This is a genomic window from Streptomyces sp. JH14 (assembly GCF_029428675.1).
Classification (GTDB): Bacteria; Actinomycetota; Actinomycetes; order Streptomycetales; family Streptomycetaceae; genus Streptomyces.
Genome location: NZ_JAJNEL010000001.1, coordinates 675936 through 695664 on the forward strand (window position 1 = coordinate 675936; position 19729 = coordinate 695664).

Here is a 19729-nt window from a genome sequence, read left to right on the forward strand (position 1 = left end):
GTTGCCCTTCGGGTCAGTTGAGCGGTCCGCCGGCGACGTACAGCACCTGGCCGGAGACGAAGCCGGCCTCGTCGCCCGTGAAGAAGGCGATGGCGTTGGCGATGTCGTCGGGGCGGCCGACGCGCTGCACGGGGATCTGGGTGGCGGCGGCAGCCTGGAACTCCTCGAAGCCCATGCCGACCCGGGCCGCGGTCTGCGCGGTCATCTCGGTGACGATGAAGCCGGGCGCGACGGCGTTTGCGGTGATGCCGAACTTGCCGAGCTCCTTGGCGAGGGTCTTGGTGAAGCCCTGCAGGCCGGCCTTGACGGCGGAGTAGTTGGCCTGGCCGCGGTTGCCGAGCGCCGAAGAGGACGACAGCGAGACGATACGGCCGAACGTGGCGTCCACCATGTGCTTCTGGACGGCCTTGGCCATCAGGAACGCGCCCTTGAGGTGCACGTTCATCACGGTGTCCCAGTCGGACTCGCTCATCTTGAAGAGCAGGTTGTCGCGGAGCACGCCCGCGTTGTTCACGAGGATCGTCGGGGCCCCGAGCTCGGCGGCGACGCGCGCGACGGCGGCCTCCACCTGGGCGCTGTCCGACACGTCGCAGCCGACGGCGAGTGCGGTGCCTCCGGCGGCGGTGATCTTCTCGACGGTGTCCTTGCAGGCCGCCTCGTCGAGGTCGAGTACGGCGACGGCGCGGCCCTCGGCCGCCAGACGGACGGCGGTGGCGGCGCCGATGCCCCGCGCCGCTCCCGTCACGATGGCGACGCGCTGCTCGGTGGTGGACATGCTTGGTTCTCCTCGCCCTTGGATCGCGGCTCAGCGGACGTCAGGAAGTTTCCCGATGACTGAGCAACCGCTTAGTACCTTCAGCAGACGAGACGCTAGAAGCCCTGGCACTCGGTGTCAACGGCCCACGGGGACAGCAGCGCATGTCACACCCGCCGGCGACGCGACCGCAGAGGACACGGACGGCGCCGACGGGTGCCGGATCAGCGCACCAGCAGGTCGAGCAGCCGCTCGACCTCGGCCTCCGGATCGGTGGTGAGACCGCTGTGCACGGCGCTCGGCTGAACGACCGTCGAGCGCGGGGCGATCAGCCAGCGAAAACGCCGGCCGACGTCGTCGCCGGCGGCCTGACCAGCCGCGTCTCCGCCACCGCAGACACCCTCGACCGCCCGCAGTGCCGCCCGCACGCCGGCCACGTCCGCGTCCGGGTCCAGCGCCCTCAGCTTGTTCTCGTCCAGATGGGTACGGGCCGCCACGAAGGATCTGGCGCGGCAGTACACCAGCACCCCCGCGTTGAAGCACTCACCGCGCTCGACCCGGGGCACGACGCGCAGCAGCGCGTACTCGAAGACCTCGCGCTTGCTCACCGGCGGTCGTCCTTGCTGCTCTGCGCGGCCTGCTCGGCTGCGGCTCGCTCGGCCCGGTCCTTCTTCGTGGGATGCGGCCACGGCGTGAGGTGCTCGGTGAGCCACCCCGGCGCCCGGGACGGTCCGGTCTTCGTGGGTGTGTCCATCGAGATCCGCTCATGGATGGTGGCGGCGCGCGCCAGCAGCGGCTCCACATAGGCGCGGCGCAGGGCGTCCGTCGTGTCGAAGCCGGGCTCGTCGACCAGCCACTCGTCGGGCACGTCGGCGGTCACCTCGGTCAGCAGCTGTTCGGTGACGAGCGGGGCCAGCTCGGCGGCCGCGGCCGCGATGTCCGGACCGACGGGCGCGAGCACATGGTCGGAGGCGTTGTACGGCTTGGCGGCCGATGCCTGTGCACCCGGCCAGTTGTGGTGCCAGATCATGGTGGCGCCGTGGTCGATGAGCCAGACATCACCGTGCCAGACCAGCATGTTAGGGTTCCGCCACGATCGGTCGACATTGTTGATCAACGCATCGAACCAGACGATTTTCCCGGCCTCTGCTGGATCCACTTGGTAGGCGAGCGGATCGAACCCGATCGAACCGGGCAGATAGTCCATTCCGAGATTCAGCCCGCCGCTCGCTTTGAGCAGTTCCTGCACCTCCTGATCCGGCTCGGCGAGCCCGATGACCGGGTCGAGCTGGATCGTGACGAGTTCCGGGACCCACAGTCCCAGCCGCCGGCCGAGCTCCCCGCAGATGACCTCCGCGACGAGGGTCTTGCGGCCCTGCCCCGCGCCGGTGAACTTCATGACGTACGTACCGAGATCGTCGGCTTCGACGATGCCCGGGAGCGAGCCGCCCTCACGCAACGGCGTGACGTAGCGGGTCGCTGTGACTTCGGTGAGCATCACCCCAGGCTACTGGGGTGCACCGGTCGTCCCTCCACGCGCTGCAAACCCGCTCGTCTCCCGGTCGCAGCAACCGATCACCAACGGAAGGAACTCCGACATGACCCCGGACCGATCCGACGGAACCGGCCCCGGCGGACTGCCTCTCCAGTCCGCCCGCACCCGGCGCTTCTCGCTCGGCGTGCCCCGGCAGTTCACGGTCTCGCCCGACGGCGAACGGGTGCTCTTCACAAGGACGGCCGGCGGCACCGATCCGGTCGGCCGCCTGTGGCTTTACGAGGACGGCGCGGAGCGGATGCTCGCCGACCCGGCAGCCGTTCGGCGCGATCGCGCGGACGGCGGCGAAGTCCCGCAGGAGGAACTGGTCCGCCGTGAGCGGGCCCGCGAGACGTCGTCGGGGATCGTGTCGTACGCGACGGACGCGGACGTCCGGCTCGTCGTCTTCGCACTCGACGGTGAGCTGTGGGCCGTACGGACGGACGGCGGCACCCCGCACAGGATCGCCACCGCCGGCGCCGTGACCGATCCGCGCCCTTCACCGGACGGCACCCTGATCGCCTACGTCTGCGGGGGTGCGCTGCGGATCGTGCGGAGCGACGGGACGGACGACCGGGCAGCGGTCACCCCGGAGGAGGAGCACGTGACGTACGGGCTCTCGGACCACGTGTCGGCGGAGTCGCTCGGGCGCTCGCGCGGCTACTGGTGGTCGCCGGCAGGCGATGCCCTGCTGGTGGCACGCGTGGACACCGCCATGGTGCAGCGCAGATACCTCAGTGATCCGGCCGATCCGGAGCGGCGGCCGCGCGTGGTGCCGTACCCGGCGGCGGGCACGCCGAACGCGGAGGTGTCCCTGCATCTGGTGCAGGTGGCCGGTGGACGCATCGCGGTCCGGCTGCCTGTGGCGGCCGGCGCGGACCACCCTGCCGGGACGTGGACCGACCCGCGGTTCGAGTACGTCGCGACGGCCGGCTGGGACACGCACGGGCCGCTCGTCTCGGTGCAGTCGCGTGACCAGCGTTCGGTCCATGTCCTCGCGGTGGATCCGGCCACGGGAGGGACCCGGGTCCTGCACCGCGCCCATGACCCTGCCTGGGTCGCGCTGCGAGCGGGCACGCCGCGTCGCCTTGCGTCCGGGGCGCTCGTCGTTCCCGCGCAACCGGGCGGCGACACCCAGGGGCTGGAGGTCGGCGGCCGTGCGACCCCGCCGGGTCTGGAGGTCCGCGAGGTTCTCGGCGCCGTGGGGGACCGGGTGTTCTTCACCGCGAGCGAGGAGCCGACGGAGATCCATGTCTGGTCCTGTGCAGCCGGTTCGTCCGCAGACGCTCCCGAGCGGCTCACCGGCGAGCGTGGCGTGCACACGGCCGCGGTGGGCGGTACCACGGTCGTGCTGGACAGCCGGACCCCGGACGGGCAGACGGTGACCGTGGTGCGCAACGGCGCGCCCGTCGGGCGGATCGCGGTCCTCGCGGAGACTCCCGTGGTCACGCCACGGCCCCTCGCGCTGAGTCTGGGGGTGCGGGAGCTGCGCAGCAGCCTGTACCTGCCGTCGTGGCACCGGCAGGGAGACGGCCCGCTGCCCGTGCTGCTCAGCCCGTACGCGGGCCACGGCCTCCAACTGGTGCTGCCGGTGCGCAGTTGGTGGGCCGCGACCGCCCAGTGGTTCGCCGAGCAGGGGTTCGCGGTGCTCGTCACGGACGGCCGCGGCACCCCGGGGCGGGGCGAGGCCTGGGAGAAATCGGTGCGCGGCGACCGGCTGACGGCGGTCCTGGAGGACCAGATCGACGCGCTGCACGCGGCGGCGGCGCGCTACCCGCAACTGGACCTGGGCCGGGTGGCGATGCGTGGATGGTCGTTCAGCGGCTACCTCGCGGCCGCGGCCGTACTGCGTCACCCGGAGGTCTTCCACGCGGCCGTGGCGGGTGCGGCGCCGGCCGACCGGCGGCTGTACGACACCCATTGGGAGGAACGGTTTCTCGGCCATCCGGATGTGGAGCCGGAGGCGTACGAGCGAAATTCGCTGCTCTCCGAGGCTCACCGGCTGACGCGCCCGCTCATGCTGGTGCACGGACTTGCCGATGACAATGTCGCCGTCGCCCACATGCTGCGGTTCTCGGCCGCGCTGCTGGCCGCGGGGCGGTCGCACACCGTGCTGCCGCTCTCCGGGTCGGGGCATCTGGTCACACAGGAGGAGACGGCGAGCAACCTCTTGCTGCTGGAACGGGATTTCCTCGCAAAGTCCCTCGGCCGTTGAACACGGGGCCTCGGCGGCGCGTACCCCTGGTCGAAGGCATGAATACCGCGGAAGGGAAAGTCAGCATGAGCGCATCGCAGGAGCACGAGGTCCGTCTCGGACGTCGCACCGTTGTGGCAGGTGTCGGTGCGGTCGGGGTGGCTGCCGTACTCACCGCGTGCGGGAACTCCAAGGACACGGGCGGTTCAGATGCCGTCGAGCCGGCCGCGGAGGGGGGCCCGGGCGGCTCGGGCGTGCTCGCGAAGACCACCGACATCCCGGAGGGCGGCGGAAAGATCTTCGCTGACCAGGGCGTCGTGGTCACGCAGCCGAAGGCCGGGGAGTTCAAAGCGTTCTCGTCGAAGTGCACGCATCAGGGATGCGCGGTGTCGAGCGTTTCGGGCGGCGTCATCAACTGTCCCTGTCACGGCAGCACGTTCGACGCGGCGACCGGTGAGGTGGCGGGCGGCCCGGCCCCCAAGCCGCTGCCCGCCGCATCGATCAAGGTCGAGGGTGACTCGATCATGCTCGCTTCATAGCCCTTCGGGGGCTCTGCCAGCAGCCCAGCGCATCCTTCGTAGTGGTGACGGTGGCAACGAGGGCGAGCGTGTTACGGATCATCGCGGGGGTGTAGTCGGCAGGCACCCCCGCGATGGCATCGGACGGCACGACCGCCGTGTAGCCGAGATTCACCGCGTCGAAGACGGCGTTGGGGATGGCGACGTTGGCCGAGACCCCGGTGACGACGAGGGTGCGACAGCCCAGATTGCGCAGCAGCGCGTCGACGCCTGTGCCCGCGACGGGAGAGAGACCGTGCAGTCTCCGTACGACGATGTCCTCGTCCGCCACCTCGACGGGCGCGGCGATCCGGACCGCCGTGGTGCCGGAGTACTGCTGTACGGGCAGCCGGCCGGCGGCCCGGAAGAGACGGGCGTTGTGGTTCGCACCGCGTCCGTCGGGGCGTCGTTCGGCGACCGCGTGCAGTACCTGCACCCCCGCCCCGTGGGCGGCGGCGACCAGTCGGGCGATGTTGTGCAGGGCGCCGGAGGTCCGGGCCTCCCTGGCGAGTTCGGGCAGTGCGCTGTCCGGACCCACGACACCCTGCTGGCACTCCACCGTCAGCAGGACGGTGGAGGCAGGATCGAGCTGCTCGGCAAGCTTTTCCCTGGGCGGCACGGCTGCCCCTCTCGGTGGATTCCGGGTGACGGGCCTCTTCTGACGGACCGGGCGCGCGAGGCTAACGGCCATTGCGTCAGGAAGGAAGAGGCCTCATGATTTCTGACACACAGTCAGCCAACCTGAGGAGACGTCCCATGGCCGTCATTCAGCAACGGGGCCGTCGGATCATGATGACGGAGGCGGAACGCGACGCCTATCTCACCCAGCAGCGCACCTGCCGGGTCGCCACCGTCTCCGTCGACGGCCGCCCGCACATCGGGGCGCTCTGGTTCGTCTGGGACGGCACCTCGCTGTGGCTGTACTCGATCACCCGGAGCCTGCGCTCGTCGCAGCTGCGCCACGACCCGAGAATCGCGGTGGTCGTCGACGACGGCGCGGAGTACGGGGAACTGCGCGGCGTCGAGCTCTCCGGCGAGGCGGTCTTCGTCGGCGAGACACCGCGCACGGGCGAGGCCTGCCCGGAACTGACCGGACCGGAGCGGCTCTTCGCGGAGAAGTACTTCGGCATGGACGTCATGCCGCACGACGGACGGCACGCATGGCTGCGGCTGACCCCGAAGGCGATCACATCATGGGACTTCCGGAAGCTGGCTGACCTGGCCTGAGGCCACCTCCGCGGCCCGGCCTCCCGGATGCGGGCGCGGCGCCCGCCCTCCCGGGTCAGTCCCCGCCGTCGCCGTTCACCGGTGCGTCCAGGCCACGGCCCGCCGCCCGCAGCGCCGCGACCGCCGCCCTGATCGACGGCCGGCGGTCGGCGTCCGTCCGCCACACGGCGTGGACGTGCCGCCGCATCTTCTGCCGTACGGGCACGAGCCGCACCCCGTCCGGCACCACCCCACGCCCCAGCCGGGGTGCCACGCAGACACCCACCCCGGCGGCGATCAGCGCGAGCTGGGTGTGGTGCTCGCCCGCAAGATGGGCGATGCGAGGTTCGATTCCCTTCGAACGCAGCGTGAACATCAGCCAGTCGTGACAGAACTCGCCCTCCGGCCAGGAGATCCAGTCATCGTCGGCGAAGTCCTCCAGACCCACCTCGGTCCGGTCCGCCAGCGGATGACCGGCCGGCATCGCGATGTCCGGCGCGTCGTCGAGCAGTTCGGCCTTGGTGAGACCGCCCGGAACCGGCAAGCGCTTGTTGCTCCAGTCGAGCACCACCGCCAGGTCGACGTCGCCCCTCATCACCGCGCGGATTCCGGCCTCGGGCTCCAACTCCGTCGTGCGCACCTTCAGTTCGGGGTGGTCCGCGCGCAGCGAGACGAGCGTCGCCGGGAACAGTCCGCGTGCCGCGGTCGGGAAGCCCGCCAGCCGGACCTCACCCACCACTTCGCCGCGCTGGGCCTCGATGTCGGACTGGGCCAGTTCCACCTGGGAAAGAATCTTCGCAGCATGGTCGGCGAGCAGCCGGCCGGCGTCGGTGAGCCGGACGCCGCGGCCGTTCTTGGCGAGGAGCTGCTGTCCCACCTCGCGCTCCAGCTTCGCCAGCTGCTGGGAGACCGCGGATGTGGTGACATGCAGGTCCTCGGCCGCGCCACCGACAGAACCGAACCGGGCGAGGGCATCCAGCGTGCGCAGGCGCTCCAAGTTCAACATGTAAGCAATGCTACGCGGACGATCTCACGAAGTCTCGCTTGTCCTACGCGGTTGAATTCGTCATTGTTGCTCTCATGACCGCCCCACGCTCGACCACCACCGCTCCGGCACCGGACCCCGTGCCACCCACCCCCGTCCGGTCGGCCGCCGCTCCGGCGGCCACGCCTGCCGCCGCCCGGCGCCCCGCGCTGGACTGGCGGATCCGCTTCGGGGCGCTCTCGCTGATCTGGGGCTTCAGCTTTCTTCTGATCAAGGTCGGCACCGAGGGGTACGCCCCCTTCCAGGTCACCCTCGGACGACTGCTCTCGGGTACGGCGGTGCTGGCCGTCGCCATGGTGGTGCGCCGTGAGCGCCTGCCGCGCACCGCCCGTACCTGGGGCCATCTCGCCGTCGCCGCGTTCTTCCTCAATGCGCTGCCGTTCTCGCTCTTCGCCTATGCCGAGACGACCATTCCGTCGACGCTGGCCGGCATCTGCAACGCGACGTCGCCGTTGTGGGGCATGGCGCTCTCGCTCGTCGCACTCTCCGAGGACCGGCCGACCCGTCGCCGGGTGGCCGGGCTCGGCCTCGGCTTCCTCGGCGTGCTGACGGTGCTGGGCGCCTGGCAGGGCTTCTCCGGACTGGACTTCGGCGGTACGGCGATGGCGCTCCTCGCCTCCCTCAGCTATCCGGTCGGCTGGATCTACGTCCGCAGGACCCTGGCGGGCAGCGGTTCGTCCACCCTTGCCCTGACCGGCAGCCAGCTCTTCCTCGGCACGGTGCAGATCGCGGTGGTCACCCCCCTGTTCACGGCCGCGCCCGACGGGTTCCCGCTGCTGCCGACCCTCGCCGTCATCGCTCTGGGGGCGCTCGGCACGGGGCTCGCGGTGCTGATGCAGTACGGACTGGTCCAGGAGGTCGGCCCGACGACCGCCCAGATGGTCACGTATTTCATCCCGGTCATCGCCACCGCGGCCGGGGTCGCCGTGCTCGGTGAGCAGCTGAGCTGGAACACTCCGGTCGGCGCGCTGATCGTCCTGGCCGGTGCCGCCCTCACCCAGAGCAGGGCGCGTACGCGCGGGCCCGCTCCGCGTCCGGGTCCGTCTCAGCCGTAGCTCATCGGCCGGGGCGGCCCCGCCGCTGCCGCCACCGCGTCGGCCAGCGGCTCGATGTCGGCCGCGGTGAGGGGCGACACGGTGAGCCGTATGCCCGGCGGTGCGGCGATCCGGAACCGTGCCCCGGGCGCCACCGCCCAGCCCGCGTTCAGCAGCCGGGACACGGCCCCGGTCTCGTCGCTCACCGGAACCCACACATTCATGCCGCTGCGGCCGTGCGCCTCGACACCGCGCTCCGTCAGCGCCCGTACGAGCGCATCGCGCCGCTCCCCGTAGGCCTGTGCGACCGCGCCGGAGTCCACCGCGCCCGACGCCATCAGGTGCAACACGGCCCGCTGCAGCAGCCTGCTGACCCAGCCGGGCCCCAGCCGCTGCCGCCCCAGGACCCGGTCGACCGTGACCGCGTCCCCGGTCAGCAGGGCGACCCGCAGGTCCGGCCCGTACGCCTTGGCGACCGATCGCACGAACGCCCAGCGGTCGGTGGCACCCGCCAGCGGATGCAGCGGCAGGTCGACGATCGCGTGGCCGTGGTCGTCCTCGATCAGCAGCACACCGCGGTGCCCGGCGAGAACGCACCGCAACTCCTCCGCCCGTGCGGCCCCGACGGCGGCGCCCGTCGGATTCTGCGCGCGGTCGGTGACGACGAGCGCGCGGGCGCCTTCGTCCAGCGCGCGCTCGACGGCGTCGGGCAACGGGCCCTCGTCGTCGAGCGCGATCGGCACGGGACGCAGCCCCAGCGCCGGCACGAGATCGAGCAGGGAGCCCCACCCGGGATCTTCGACCGCGACCGCGTCACCCGGCTTGAGATGCGCCACGAGCACCCGCTCGATGGCGTCCAGGGATCCGGAGGTGACGGCCACCGGCCCGGCCGGCACGCCGTCGGCATCGAGGGCGGCACGCGCCAGAGCCGCGAGCTCCGGATCCACGGGTACCTCTCCGTACATCCCCGGCCGTTCCGCGTACGCACGCGTGGCCGACGCGAACGCCTCGCCCAGCGGCGGCAGCAACCCCGGGTCGGGGTTCCCCGCCCCCAGATCCGGCACACCGGGCGGCGCCTCGACCCTGAACGATCCGCGCGCGGTACTGGCGGGGCGCCGGCGCACCCTGCTTCCCCGGCGCCCGGCCGTCTCGATCACTCCGCGCTCGCGCAGGGTGCGGTAGGCGGCCGCCACCGTATTCGGATTGACCTCCAACCGGGCCGCCAACTCCCGCATGGGCGGCAGCACTTGTCCTGGCGCGAGCTCGCCCGACCCGACCGCTCGCTCCACACTCGCGGCAATGTCCGATGCACGCCGCCCGGTGATCCGATATTCTTCTAACACAAACACAATTATGCACTAGTGCAATGGAGTTGGCCATGTCGGACACCGCACCGCCGCAGATCACGGCCCCGGAGGCAGCGGCCCCGTACGAACCGACCGAGCGGACCGTCCCCACCCGTTCCCGGGAGCGCGCCTCGTACGACCGGGAACTGGTCCACTCGATACTCGACGAGGCCTACCTCTGCCATCTCGGCTTCGTCCGCGACGGTGCCCCGGTCGTCCTGCCGACGCTCTTCGGCCGGATCGGCGAGCGGCTGTACGTACACGGCTCGACGGGCTCACGCCCGCTGCGGGCGGCCGGGCAGGCGGACCCCGGCCTGCCGGTCTGCCTCACGGTGACGCATGTCGACGGTCTGGTGCTGGCCCGCTCCGCCTTCCACCACTCGATCAACTACCGCTCCGTGGTGGTCCACGGCGTCGCCCGTACGGTGACCGACCCGCAGGAGCGGCGCACCGCACTCGACGCGATCGTCGACCATGTCGTGCCGGGCCGGACCGCCGACTCCCGTCCGGCCAACGAGAAGGAGCTCGCTGCCACGGCCGTGATCAGGCTCGATCTCGACGAGGTCTCCGCGAAGGTGCGGACCGGCGGGCCGAACGACGAACCGGACGACCTGGCGCTGCCGCACTGGGCGGGCGTCCTTCCGCTGGCCCGCGGGTACCGCGCGCCGCAGCCGTCGGACGACCTCGACCCGGCGATCGCCGTGCCCGGCTATCTGACCGCTCTCTGAGGCTGTCCGGATGTGCGGGCCCACTCCCTGGGAGTGGGCCCGCACATCCCTGACGACCTGTCAGCAACATGCGCGCAGCGGAGCCGAACGGCCAGGCGGTCAGGCGGGAACAGCCGCCCGACGGCGGGCGCTCGCCGCCCCGCGCGTTTCGGCGACAGCGAGCCCCGCCACCGCTGTGAGCAGAAGCAGCGTGCCGACAACGGTGGCCGCGGTGAGCTGCTCACGGAGCACGGCCACGGCGATGACGGCAGCGCTCACCGGTTCGAGGAGCATGATCACGGACACGGTCGCGGCCCGCACCACCGCCGCGCCCGCGAAGTACAGCGCATAGGCGAGCGCGGTCGGGACCGCTGCCACGTACACCAGCAGCCACACCACCTGGGCGGTGTCCGCGGTGTGCGGCACGATCCCTTCGGCGGCCGCCATCGGCAGCAGCCCGAGCGCCCCGATCCCGAACGCCCAGGCGCTGGTGGCGAGCGCGTCGGTGCCGCCGCCGTCGCGGCCGAGCCACCGGGTCAGCAGAGTGATGGCGGCGTAACCGGCAGCGGAGAGCAACGCCAGCGCGACCCCGGTGGGACGCACCGTACCGCCGTCACCGCCGAGCACCAGCACGGCGAGCCCGGTGAGCGCGCCCACCACGGCCGCGAGTCCGCCGCCGCCCAGCCGCTCCCCCATGGTCAGCCGCGCGCCGACCGCGATGAGGACGGGCCCCGCCCCCAGGGTGACGACGGTCCCGACCGCGAGGCCGGTCACCTCGACAGCCGCGAAGTACGCGCTCTGGAACACCGTGAGACCGACGCCGGTCCCGAGGATCCGCAGCAGCCGGCGTCGCCGTGACTCGGAGGGGGCGGCCGTCCGCCGCGGCCTCAGCGCGAGGGCGCCGAGCAGCAGCACCAGGCCGCCCGCGCAGCGCCAGAACGACAGGGCGAGCGGGCCGAGATCGCTGACCCGGAAGACCAGCGAGGCGGCTGCCCCCGCGGTACCCCAGGCGACTCCGGCGACGATCAGATAGAACAGGCTCCGCCCGACGGGCAGGCCTGAAGCAGGATGGGACACGTGACTTCTCCAGAGGAAGACAGGACGGTGGTCGCTCGGCTCCGCACGCGGGCAGCGACGATCCGGCTCGGGGACTGCCCGAGCCCGGTCTTCGTCAGGAGTGGCCGCCCGCGCTAGGCGGCAGGCGGCGGAAGTACGGTCAAGTGCATGATGCACACATTACGTGGCGGCACGCTCGGCGGACAACTCCGCCTCGGCGGCCGCACGATCCGCGGTCCGCGCCCTGCTTGGGCCTTCGTCCGGCACCTCGGCCCGTGCCGCCTCACCGGGCCCCGATGCCACGGGCCCGGAAGACGCCTTCGGTGTCGACGACTGGGCGATGAACGCACCGATCAGCACCAGACAGCCGCCGATGAGCTGGGGGGCGGAGAGGTGCTCGCCGAGCAGGACCCACGCCAGCACGGTCGCGATGACCGCCTCCAGACAGGCGACGACACCCGCCACCGCCGGGGAGAGCAGCCGCACGGAGATCACGCCGGTGACATAGGCGATCACGGTGGCGAGCAGCACGATCCACACCAACAGCAGCCACGCAGGCACATCCGTCCCGTTCATGCCCGCACTGCCGCCGAGCAGCGACCAGTCCATGCCCCAGGGCCGCGCGATCACCGTGAGGACGATCGCGCCGATGAGCAGCCCGTACGCGATGACGCCGACCGGATGCGGAGGCTCCGCACCCGCCGCGCCGTCCTGGCTCCCCTGGTCGGAGAGGACGAAGTAGCCGACCTGGCAGCACGCGGCGCCGAGGGCGAGGAGCAGCCCGACGGCGTCGAAGCTCAGCCCGGACCACACTTCGACCACACAGGAGAGACCGCCGACCGCGAGCACGACACCGACCGCTGCCGCCCGGGTGACCGGACGGCGCTGGACGAACCGGACCCAGCCGAGGACGAGCGCGGGCGCCAGATACTCGACGAGCAGCGCCACGCCGACGGGGATACGGGAGATCGCGGCGAAGTAGCAGGCCTGGACACCCGCGACGGCCAGCAGTCCGAAGCCCAGCAGCAGAACCGGCCGGTCGCGTACGAGAGCGCGGTGGCGCCAGGCCACGGGCAGCATGACCAGGGCGGCGCCTGCCACCCGTAGCCACACCACATGGAGCGGGTCGAGCCCCGCCTCTATCAGCGGCTTGGCCGCCACCCCTGAACCACCGAATGCGAACGCCGAGGCCAGGGCTAGTCCCAGGCCGGCGCTCCTCCCCTGAGACGCGTGCATCGGCACATCATGACAGCTGATGTCAGGAGCGTCACCATGGTCACCCCTGTCATGCGCGTCATACGCATCACGCCGGCACCGTCACCCCCGCCGTAAGGCCGTCGCGATCCGCTCCGCGAGCAGTCCCGCGTCGACGCCCGCCCGTGCCAGCACCTCGACGGCGCGGCACTCCTGATCCGCCGCCAGTGCGGCGAGCAGATCGAGGCCCCCGACCAGCCTGACGTCGCGCAGTGCCGCGCGTGCGCGCGCCCCTTCCATCGCGGACACGGCCGAGGGCGACCAGCCGTCCGCCCCGGCCTCCGGCACCGCGGCGACCGCGCCGGAGTCCTCCACCGCAGCCTGCCAGCGGAGCCCGTAGCCGATGGAGCGCTGCACCAGGTAGCCGAGCACCTTGGCCAGCTGCGGTCCACCGTCGAAGGCGGCACGGACCTGCGGATCCGCCTCGATGAGGGAGTGCAGCAGATGGGCCGTGTCGATCTGCCGGTCGCCGTCCCGCAGCGCGCGCCTGCGCGCACCCGTCACCACCGAGGCCAGCTCAGCAGTGAGTCCGGCATCGAGCCCGGCATGGCTCGATGCGGGCTGCTGAGGGATCTGCGGCGTACGGTTTTGCACACCTCTCACCCCATCAGTCCCCGGGCCTCCGGTCATCCCCGGTGGGGCGCATATGCACATCCCACCGAAGGTGGGCACATCAGAACGGTTCCTCCTCCTTACGGATGAGATCTCGCCATTCATGGATACGATCGCGGGAAACGGCGCGCGCCGCCTTGCCTCGCGCCGCGGAAGCAACCGCGGGCAGACCCGTACACGTCCCTCACGCCACATCACATTCGCGACGGACGGATGGGAGCGCCGGAGTGCCATGGATGGTCGCCCTGTCGGCGTTCGACGGGCGGGAGTACGTCTACCGGGTTTACGCACCGTGCGACGCCCTGCCGGCCGACCTGTTCTGGGCGGCGTTCCACTGTCATGACGACGGACCGCACCCACGCGCATCCGACTGCTTCGACGCGGCACTGATCTGGCGCGCGAGCCGCACCCAAGAGGTCTGACGGTTCATCAGTATTGAATGTTCTCGCCACTGCGGCTACGTTCCGCGACACCGTAACCCGATGAGAAGGGGTGGTCGCATGGCCGAAGTGAGTGCCGAAGCACGCATCGAAGCGCCGGCCGAGAAGGTCTGGGCCCAGTTGACGGACTTCACCGCGTACGGCCAGTGGAACGCCACCCACACCAGCTTCCCCAAGGGCGGCCCGGCACCGCTCGAACTCGCGGCCACCTATGAGGAGAACATGAAGCTCATGGGCTTCCCCGCAGAGGTGCTCTGGACGGTGGAGGAGCTGGAGACCGCCCGGCTGCTGACCACGAGGGGCAAGGGCCCCATGGGTGTCAGTCTGGCCATGCGCTACTCACTGACGCCCGACGGCGATGCCACCACCGTCCGCATCGACGGCGAGTTCACCGGCGCCGCGGTCTCCCTGATGGCGGGCAAGCTCAAGGACTCGGCGACCGCCGCACTCCTCGAATCGCTGCGCAAACTGGGCGGTCTGGTCGCCACCTGACCACGCGCGGACGGGGGTCGCGCGACCCGGCCGCGCGACCCCCGCACCGCACCCCTCGGGTCAGCCCTCGTCGGCAAGGATCAGGTACAGCTTCTTGCGGGCGTCGTTGATCACCGTGAGCGCCTTCTGGCGCTGATCGGCCGAGCCGGTCCTCCAGACCTGGCCGAACGCCTCCATCAGGCCGAAGCCGGCCTGCCGGATCTCGTTCACGCCCTCCCAGTCGACCCCGCGCCCGGCCTCTTCCCAGGGCGCCTCGGGGCCCGACTCGGCCTCGGTGCGGCCCGTGTCGGTGAGCGTGAACAGCTTCTTGCCGCCCTCGCTCGCGCTGAGGATCAACCCTTCGTCCTCCAGCAGCTGGAGGGTCGGATAGACCGAGCCCGGGCTGGGCCGCCAGGCCCCACCGCTGCGTTCGCCGATCTCCTGGATCATCTCGTACCCGTGCATCGGCCGGTCCTTCAGCAACGCCAGGATCGAGGCGCGCACATCGCCGCGCCTCGCCCTGCCCCGGCCGCCTCCACGACGCCCGCCGCCGAAGGGACCCCCACCGAGCGGGCCGCCGCCGAACGGCGGACCGAACTGCCCGAAGGCGGCGCGACGCCCCTCGAAGTCGCCCCGACCCTGATGACCGGGCCCGCAGTGCCCATGCCCGTGCTCATGCCCGTGTCCATGTGAACGCATCACCGCGCTCCTCCTGTCGTTGATCTGTCGCGATGCGTCAACGATATATCGGAACCGGTCGCACGACAATCGCTGCGACGGGCCTTGCATACTGGGCTGGCCCCGACACGGCACAGAACGAAGGCGATGCGACATGACCGCACCCGGCCCGGAGAACGGGCACGGCCCGGACCACGGATACCTGCTCGACAACCGGCAGTCCGAGGCGGGCATCCGCTTCGGCGCCCTCGCCGAGCTCTTCGACCCGGTGACCTTCCGGCATGTCGACCGGCTCGGGATCACCACGGGCATGCGGTGCTGGGAGGTCGGCGCCGGTGGCCCCTCCGTTCCGGCGGGGCTGGCCGCACGGGTCGGTCCCACCGGAGCCGTGGTCGCGACGGACATCGACGTGTCGTGGGCGCAGGGGGCGGCGAACGATGTCGTCGAGGTGCTGCGCCACGACGTCGCCGCCGATCCGCCGCCTCCCGGCGGCTTCGACCTGGTGCATGCCCGGCTGGTCCTGGTGCACGTCACCGACCGCGCCGAGGCGCTGCGCCGCATGATCCAGGCGCTGCGCCCCGGTGGAGTGCTCCTCCTGGAGGACGCCGACCCCGGGTTGCAGCCGTTGTTGTGCCCCGACGAATCGGGCCCCGAGCAGCGCCTCGCCAATCGCCTGCGGTCGGGTTTCCGTGAACTCATGGCGGCGCGTGGGGCAGACCTCGCCTACGGCCGGACCCTGCCGCGACTGCTGCGCGAAGCGGGTCTCGACGATGTGCAGGCCGACGCGTACTTCCCGATCACCTCACCGGCGTGCACCGTCCTGGAGGCCGCGACCGTGCGGCAGATCCGCGGCCGGCTCGTGACATCGGGTCTCGCCTGCGACGAGGAGATCGACCGGCACCTGGCGAACGTCGCCACCGGGCGCCTCGATCTGGCCACCGCTCCGCTCGTCTCCGCCTGGGGGCGCCGGCCGTAACCCTCGGGCGTGGCATGCACCGTCCCAGGCCGGAATCCCGGAATTGGCCTTGGCCTGCGGCGCTCCGCACGCTCTACGGTCGACCCATGAGGATTCGTATTGTCGACGCGTTCACCGACCGCCCTTTCACGGGCAATCCCGCAGCCGTTCTGCTGCTGGACTCCGACGCCTTCCCCGAAGCCGACCGGCTCCAGCAGGTCGCCCTGGAGATGAACCTCTCCGAGACCGCATTCGCGCACCCGCTGCCGCCGGGCGGCGAGGCCGACTGGGCGCTGCGCTGGTTCACCCCGGCCACCGAGGTGGACATGTGCGGGCACGCCACGCTGGCCACGGCCCACGTCCTGCACACCACCGGAGCGGCGAGCGGAACGGTGCGCTTCGCCGCCCGCTGCGGAGTCCTCACATCCACCGCTCACCCCGACGGCTCACTCACGCTCGACTTCCCCACGGCCCCGCTCACGGCGGCCGACGCCCCGGCCGGACTGGCCGCCGCCCTGGGCGCCGAGCCGCTGTCCATCCATGACACCGGCGACCACATCGGCGACCTGCTCGTCGAGCTGGCCGACGAGACCTCCGTACGCGCACTGACCCCGGACTTCGCCGCGCTGGCCTCCTGCTCGCGGCGCGGCATCATCGCCACCGCCGCCGCCGAGGACCCGTCCCGTGGCTACGACTACGTCTCCCGCGGCTTCTTCCCCAGGGTCGGCATCGACGAGGACCCGGTCACCGGCAGCGCGCACACCGCACTGGCCCCCTTCTGGTCGGACCGCTTCGGCCGGGACGAACTGACCGGCCTGCAGGCCTCGGCGCGTTCCGGCCTGGTTCGCACATCGCTGCGCGGCCCGCGCACGCTTTTGACGGGCAGCGCGGTGACGGTCGTCGACGGCGAACTGCTGACCGCACTCTGACCGGCGCGAACAGGTGCGTACGGAGCGATCCGTACGCACCTTTCCTCCGCGCCCCTGCTCACGGCGTCGGCAGCCACCCCACCTTCCCTGCGAGCAGCGCGTACCCGACGAACGCCCCGATGTCGAGCAGCGCATGTGCCGCGACCAGCGGGCCCACCCGCCCCCAACGCCGGTACAGCAGCACGAAGACGACGCCCATCACCATGTTGCCGATGAAGCCGCCGATCCCCTGATACAGGTGGTATGAGCCGCGCAGCACCGAGCTCGCCACCAGGGCGGCCGTCGGCGTCCACCCCAACTGCCCGAGTCTGCGCAGCAGATACCCGACGACGATCACTTCCTCCACCACGGCGTTCTGCAGCGCGGAGAGGATCAGGACGGGGAACTTCCACCACACGCCGGGCAGCGACTCCGGGACCACCGTGAGGTTGAACCCGGCGGCCCGCGCCACCAGATAGAAGGCCAGCCCGGCGCTGCCGATGCCCGCGGCGATCAACGTGCCGCGCCCCAGGTCCGACCGGGGCCGGCTCCGGTCGAAGCCGATGGCACGCAGGCTCGTCCCCTCCCTGATCAGCAGATGCGCCACCAGCGCGACGGGGACCAGCGCCGTGGCGATTCCGAAGAGTTGCCAGGCGAGATCGAGCCAGGGCCGCCCGGGAGCGTACGAACTGTTGAGCGTCGCGGCCTGGTCCTTCAGACCCCCGGGTTTGGTCAGCGATCCGACAAAACTGATCAGGGCGGACACCCCGCTGGCACCCAGTGAGAGGGCCAGTACCAGCACCGTCTCGGATCGCAGGATCCGCCGTGGCACTGCCTCCCCGGGGAAAGATTCAGCCACCCGCCCCTCCTCCACCTGTACACCCGCCTTCAGTTGTGCATTCGCGTCTCATCCCGCTCCCCGTCCCGCTAGGGTCTCGAATGCAGGTACGAAGATCATGCGCGACAGGCCGGGGGACAACCACCATCGGTGAGGGTGTGGTCCCCCTTTTCCTTGTTCATCCTCAAGGAGAGGCACCACCGACATGGGACGCCACAGCTTGCCCGACGACTACGCGCGGCAAGACAGCGGGGGCGGTTCCCGGCCACGCCACCGACGCACCGTCGCACTCGCCACCATGCTCGTCCTCACGGTGGCGGCAGGTACGGCAGTCGCGGTCCGGAGCGGCCTGTTGTCCTTCTCCGAGTCCTGCGAGGACTCCGCGGTACGGCTCTCCATGGTGGCCTCCCCCGACATCGCCCCCGCCGTGCATGCCGTCGCCGACCAGGCACGCAAGGACGGCGTCCGGTCCGACGGGCACTGCCTGTACGTCCAGGTCGTCGCCCGTGACTCGTACAAGGTCGCCGAGGCACTGTCGGCCGGCGCCCGCACCCCCGACTACCAGGTCTGGCTGCCCGACTCCGACCTCTGGCTGGACCGTGTCCAGGGCGGCGGCAACAGCATTCCGATCACCCCGGAGGACTCCATCGCCTCCTCCCCGGTGACCCTCGCCATGATCCCGTCGGCTGCGAAGACCCTCGGCTGGCCGAGGAAGAAGTACTCCTGGGCCGAGTTGACGGCCGCGGCCACGGAGTCGGACAAGGTACGCCTCGGGGCGGCCGACCCGGCCCGCAGTGCCACCGGTCTGCTGGCTCTCACCAGCATCGCCGCGTCGTCGGACGAGCAGGGCGGAGACAGCGACACCCGGGTCGCGGCCACCGCCAAACTGCTCGCGCAGCGGATGTCCGACGGCGACACCCAGGTGCTCGAGACCCTGGCTCAGGACGACTCGGGCGCCGAGGGCGGCAATCCGCAGCGCAATCAGGCGGTACTGCTCTCCGAGCAGGCGGCATTCGCCCACAACGCCGCCCCGGCCGGGGGCGGGAAGCTCGATCTCTTCTACCCGAAGGACGGCACCCCACTGCTCGACTACCCGTACACGCTGGTCAACGAGATGAAGCTGAGCACGGACGAGAGCCGTGCGGCACTGCGTTTCATGACGCTGCTCGGCCAGGAGAGCGCCCGGCGCACCCTGGCGCAGCACGGCTTCAGGGCGACCGACGGGACGACCGGGGAGGCGGTGGTGGCGTCTGCGGGTGGCCGGGTACCGCAGCCGTACGCCACCCCGTCCGCCGTTCCCCCGTCCGCCGAGGCGCTCCAGGAGACGCTCGGCATGTGGACGATCACGGTGCAGAGCGCGCGGCTGACCACGGTCGTCGATGCCTCCGGTTCCATGGCCACGATCGTTCCGGGGCGCAATCAGTCCCGGATGGATGTCACAAAGGCGTCGTTGATCCAGGCTCTCGGCCAGTTCACCCCGGACGACGAGATCGGTCTGTGGGAGTTCGCCACCACGCTCGACGGCGACAAGGACTACCGCACGATGGTGCCGACCGCCCGGCTCGGTGACCCGGTGAAGGGCGGCGGCACGCACCGCGAGAAGCTCGCTGCCGCGTTCTCCGCGCTCCAGCCGGTGCCGAACGGCGCGACGGGCCTGTACGACACCACGCTGGCTGCTTACCAGGCGGCTCAGGCAACCTATGTGAAGGGCAAGTTCAACGCCGTGGTGATCCTCACCGACGGCTCGAACCAGGACTACCGCTCCATCTCGCGCAGTGGCCTGATCTCGGAGCTCAAGCGGCTCGCCGACCCGGAGCGCCCGGTACCGCTCCTCGCCATCGCGGTCGGTCCCGAGGCCGACCGCGAGGAGGTGGACGAGATAGCCAAGGTGACCGGCGGCGGCGGATACCAGGTCACCGATCCCGCCGACATCCAAGCCGTCATTCTCCAGGCCGTGATGACTGCCGGGCAGAACAGCCGCGACGCCCAGCAGTAGCCGCCACTCGGCCGGGTACAGCGCCGAACGGCAGCCCGGTGCGGTGACGACACCGGCCCGAGGGCTGTCCCGTCCCCCCTGGTGGATCGGCGCGTGGCGTCGGATGTGGTGCGGCGCACGGCGCAGAGGCGTCCTCGTTCGGGG

At 71.3% G+C, this 19729-nt stretch carries 21 protein-coding genes; 10 read left to right on the plus strand and 11 right to left on the minus strand.

The features are described from left to right. Positions 1–13: 13 nt before the first annotated feature. The 3 genes from fabG to LRD69_RS03080 form a co-directional block, all read right to left on the minus strand. The gene (gene fabG / locus LRD69_RS03070; RefSeq protein WP_277324997.1) at positions 14–775 is read right to left on the minus strand and encodes a 3-oxoacyl-ACP reductase FabG; all 762 of its coding nucleotides are present in this window, start codon (positions 773–775) and stop codon (positions 14–16) included. A 203-nt stretch (positions 776–978) separates the two neighbouring features. Continuing rightward, positions 979–1362, minus strand: coding sequence for a DUF3037 domain-containing protein (locus LRD69_RS03075; protein ID WP_277324998.1), 384 nt, complete (start codon positions 1360–1362; stop codon positions 979–981). Further along, the gene (locus LRD69_RS03080) at positions 1359–2252 is read right to left on the minus strand and encodes a HipA family kinase (protein WP_277324999.1); all 894 of its coding nucleotides are present in this window, start codon (positions 2250–2252) and stop codon (positions 1359–1361) included. Before LRD69_RS03080 ends, LRD69_RS03075 begins: the two co-directional genes overlap by 4 nt. 100 nt (positions 2253–2352) lie before the next feature. On the opposite strand from LRD69_RS03080, the gene LRD69_RS03085 reads away from it, so the two are divergent. Both LRD69_RS03085 and LRD69_RS03090 read left to right on the plus strand, forming a co-directional pair. After that, positions 2353–4503: a prolyl oligopeptidase family serine peptidase gene (locus tag LRD69_RS03085; protein ID WP_277325000.1), complete on the plus strand. Its 2151-nt coding sequence runs from the start codon at positions 2353–2355 to the stop codon at positions 4501–4503. A gap of 65 nt (positions 4504–4568) precedes the next feature. Then, entirely contained in the window at positions 4569–5021 is a 453-nt protein-coding gene (locus LRD69_RS03090; RefSeq protein ID WP_277325001.1) for a Rieske (2Fe-2S) protein, read from the plus strand. Here LRD69_RS03090 and LRD69_RS03095 read toward each other — a convergent pair. Then, entirely contained in the window at positions 5005–5658 is a 654-nt protein-coding gene (locus tag LRD69_RS03095; protein WP_277325002.1) for a cysteine hydrolase, read from the minus strand. The genes LRD69_RS03090 and LRD69_RS03095 overlap by 17 nt on opposite strands. Before the next feature lie 137 nt (positions 5659–5795). Between LRD69_RS03095 and LRD69_RS03100 the strand changes: the two genes are divergently transcribed. Next, entirely contained in the window at positions 5796–6266 is a 471-nt protein-coding gene (locus LRD69_RS03100; protein WP_277325003.1) for a pyridoxamine 5'-phosphate oxidase family protein, read from the plus strand. Between the two features lie 55 nt (positions 6267–6321). On the opposite strand, the gene LRD69_RS03105 is transcribed toward LRD69_RS03100, so the two are convergent. Next, positions 6322–7251 (minus strand): LysR family transcriptional regulator, encoded by a 930-nt coding sequence (locus LRD69_RS03105; RefSeq protein ID WP_277325004.1) that lies wholly within the window; start codon positions 7249–7251, stop codon positions 6322–6324. A 74-nt stretch (positions 7252–7325) separates the two neighbouring features. Here LRD69_RS03105 and LRD69_RS03110 point away from each other — a divergent pair, with 74 nt between their 5' ends. Then, on the plus strand, positions 7326–8345 hold the full coding sequence (locus LRD69_RS03110; protein WP_277325005.1) for a DMT family transporter: 1020 nt from the start codon (positions 7326–7328) through the stop codon (positions 8343–8345). On the opposite strand, the gene LRD69_RS03115 is transcribed toward LRD69_RS03110, so the two are convergent. Then, positions 8336–9667, minus strand: a complete 1332-nt coding sequence (locus LRD69_RS03115) for an aminotransferase class I/II-fold pyridoxal phosphate-dependent enzyme (RefSeq protein WP_277325006.1) — start codon at positions 9665–9667, stop codon at positions 8336–8338. The two genes, LRD69_RS03110 and LRD69_RS03115, sit on opposite strands and share 10 nt — an antisense overlap. A 35-nt stretch (positions 9668–9702) precedes the next feature. Between LRD69_RS03115 and LRD69_RS03120 the strand changes: the two genes are divergently transcribed. Continuing rightward, on the plus strand, positions 9703–10398 hold the full coding sequence (locus tag LRD69_RS03120; RefSeq protein WP_277325007.1) for a pyridoxamine 5'-phosphate oxidase family protein: 696 nt from the start codon (positions 9703–9705) through the stop codon (positions 10396–10398). A gap of 99 nt (positions 10399–10497) precedes the next feature. Here the strand turns inward: LRD69_RS03120 and LRD69_RS03125 are convergent, their stop codons facing one another. From LRD69_RS03125 to LRD69_RS03135, 3 genes are all read right to left on the minus strand, one after another. Then, on the minus strand, positions 10498–11454 hold the full coding sequence (locus LRD69_RS03125; protein ID WP_277325008.1) for an EamA family transporter: 957 nt from the start codon (positions 11452–11454) through the stop codon (positions 10498–10500). Between the two features lie 159 nt (positions 11455–11613). Then, positions 11614–12669, minus strand: a complete 1056-nt coding sequence (locus LRD69_RS03130; RefSeq protein WP_277325009.1) for an EamA family transporter — start codon at positions 12667–12669, stop codon at positions 11614–11616. 81 nt (positions 12670–12750) lie between these two features. Then, positions 12751–13281, minus strand: coding sequence for a Clp protease N-terminal domain-containing protein (locus tag LRD69_RS03135; protein ID WP_277325010.1), 531 nt, complete (start codon positions 13279–13281; stop codon positions 12751–12753). Positions 13282–13526: 245 nt separating this feature from the next. On the opposite strand from LRD69_RS03135, the gene LRD69_RS03140 reads away from it, so the two are divergent. Together LRD69_RS03140 and LRD69_RS03145 are read left to right on the plus strand one after the other, a co-directional pair. After that, the gene (locus LRD69_RS03140) at positions 13527–13721 is read left to right on the plus strand and encodes a hypothetical protein (protein ID WP_277325011.1); all 195 of its coding nucleotides are present in this window, start codon (positions 13527–13529) and stop codon (positions 13719–13721) included. A 78-nt stretch (positions 13722–13799) separates the two neighbouring features. Continuing rightward, positions 13800–14231, plus strand: a complete 432-nt coding sequence (locus LRD69_RS03145) for an SRPBCC family protein (RefSeq protein ID WP_277325012.1) — start codon at positions 13800–13802, stop codon at positions 14229–14231. A 60-nt stretch (positions 14232–14291) separates the two neighbouring features. Here LRD69_RS03145 and LRD69_RS03150 read toward each other — a convergent pair whose 3' ends face one another. Then, positions 14292–14909: a PadR family transcriptional regulator gene (locus LRD69_RS03150; protein WP_277325013.1), complete on the minus strand. Its 618-nt coding sequence runs from the start codon at positions 14907–14909 to the stop codon at positions 14292–14294. 133 nt (positions 14910–15042) lie between these two features. On the opposite strand from LRD69_RS03150, the gene LRD69_RS03155 reads away from it, so the two are divergent. After that, the gene (locus LRD69_RS03155; RefSeq protein ID WP_277325014.1) at positions 15043–15864 is read left to right on the plus strand and encodes a methyltransferase domain-containing protein; all 822 of its coding nucleotides are present in this window, start codon (positions 15043–15045) and stop codon (positions 15862–15864) included. Between the two features lie 86 nt (positions 15865–15950). Next, positions 15951–16772, plus strand: a complete 822-nt coding sequence (locus LRD69_RS03160; protein WP_277325015.1) for a PhzF family phenazine biosynthesis protein — start codon at positions 15951–15953, stop codon at positions 16770–16772. Between the two features lie 58 nt (positions 16773–16830). On the opposite strand, the gene LRD69_RS03165 is transcribed toward LRD69_RS03160, so the two are convergent. Beyond that, positions 16831–17610 carry a CPBP family intramembrane glutamic endopeptidase gene (locus tag LRD69_RS03165; RefSeq protein WP_277325016.1) on the minus strand — a complete coding sequence of 260 codons (780 nt, stop codon included), beginning with the start codon at positions 17608–17610 and terminating at the stop codon, positions 16831–16833. A 184-nt stretch (positions 17611–17794) separates the two neighbouring features. Between LRD69_RS03165 and LRD69_RS03170 the strand changes: the two genes are divergently transcribed. Then, entirely contained in the window at positions 17795–19585 is a 1791-nt protein-coding gene (locus LRD69_RS03170) for a substrate-binding and VWA domain-containing protein (RefSeq protein ID WP_277325017.1), read from the plus strand. The last annotated feature ends 144 nt before the right edge of the window (positions 19586–19729 follow it).

Excerpts from the sequence above, each read along its gene's own strand:
- fabG (WP_277324997.1), bottom strand. The coding sequence starts at position 775 with ATGTCCACCACCGAGCAGCGCGTCGCCATCGTGACGGGAGCGGCGCGG.
- LRD69_RS03080 (WP_277324999.1), bottom strand. The coding sequence starts at position 2,252 with ATGCTCACCGAAGTCACAGCGACCCGCTACGTCACGCCGTTGCGTGAG.
- LRD69_RS03085 (WP_277325000.1), top strand. The coding sequence starts at position 2,353 with ATGACCCCGGACCGATCCGACGGAACCGGCCCCGGCGGACTGCCTCTC.
- LRD69_RS03090 (WP_277325001.1), top strand. The coding sequence starts at position 4,569 with ATGAGCGCATCGCAGGAGCACGAGGTCCGTCTCGGACGTCGCACCGTT.
- LRD69_RS03100 (WP_277325003.1), top strand. The coding sequence starts at position 5,796 with ATGGCCGTCATTCAGCAACGGGGCCGTCGGATCATGATGACGGAGGCG.
- LRD69_RS03105 (WP_277325004.1), bottom strand. The coding sequence starts at position 7,251 with ATGTTGAACTTGGAGCGCCTGCGCACGCTGGATGCCCTCGCCCGGTTC.
- LRD69_RS03110 (WP_277325005.1), top strand. The coding sequence starts at position 7,326 with ATGACCGCCCCACGCTCGACCACCACCGCTCCGGCACCGGACCCCGTG.
- LRD69_RS03120 (WP_277325007.1), top strand. The coding sequence starts at position 9,703 with ATGTCGGACACCGCACCGCCGCAGATCACGGCCCCGGAGGCAGCGGCC.
- LRD69_RS03130 (WP_277325009.1), bottom strand. The coding sequence starts at position 12,669 with ATGCACGCGTCTCAGGGGAGGAGCGCCGGCCTGGGACTAGCCCTGGCC.
- LRD69_RS03145 (WP_277325012.1), top strand. The coding sequence starts at position 13,800 with ATGGCCGAAGTGAGTGCCGAAGCACGCATCGAAGCGCCGGCCGAGAAG.
- LRD69_RS03150 (WP_277325013.1), bottom strand. The coding sequence starts at position 14,909 with ATGCGTTCACATGGACACGGGCATGAGCACGGGCATGGGCACTGCGGG.
- LRD69_RS03155 (WP_277325014.1), top strand. The coding sequence starts at position 15,043 with ATGACCGCACCCGGCCCGGAGAACGGGCACGGCCCGGACCACGGATAC.
- LRD69_RS03160 (WP_277325015.1), top strand. The coding sequence starts at position 15,951 with ATGAGGATTCGTATTGTCGACGCGTTCACCGACCGCCCTTTCACGGGC.
- LRD69_RS03170 (WP_277325017.1), top strand. The coding sequence starts at position 17,795 with ATGGGACGCCACAGCTTGCCCGACGACTACGCGCGGCAAGACAGCGGG.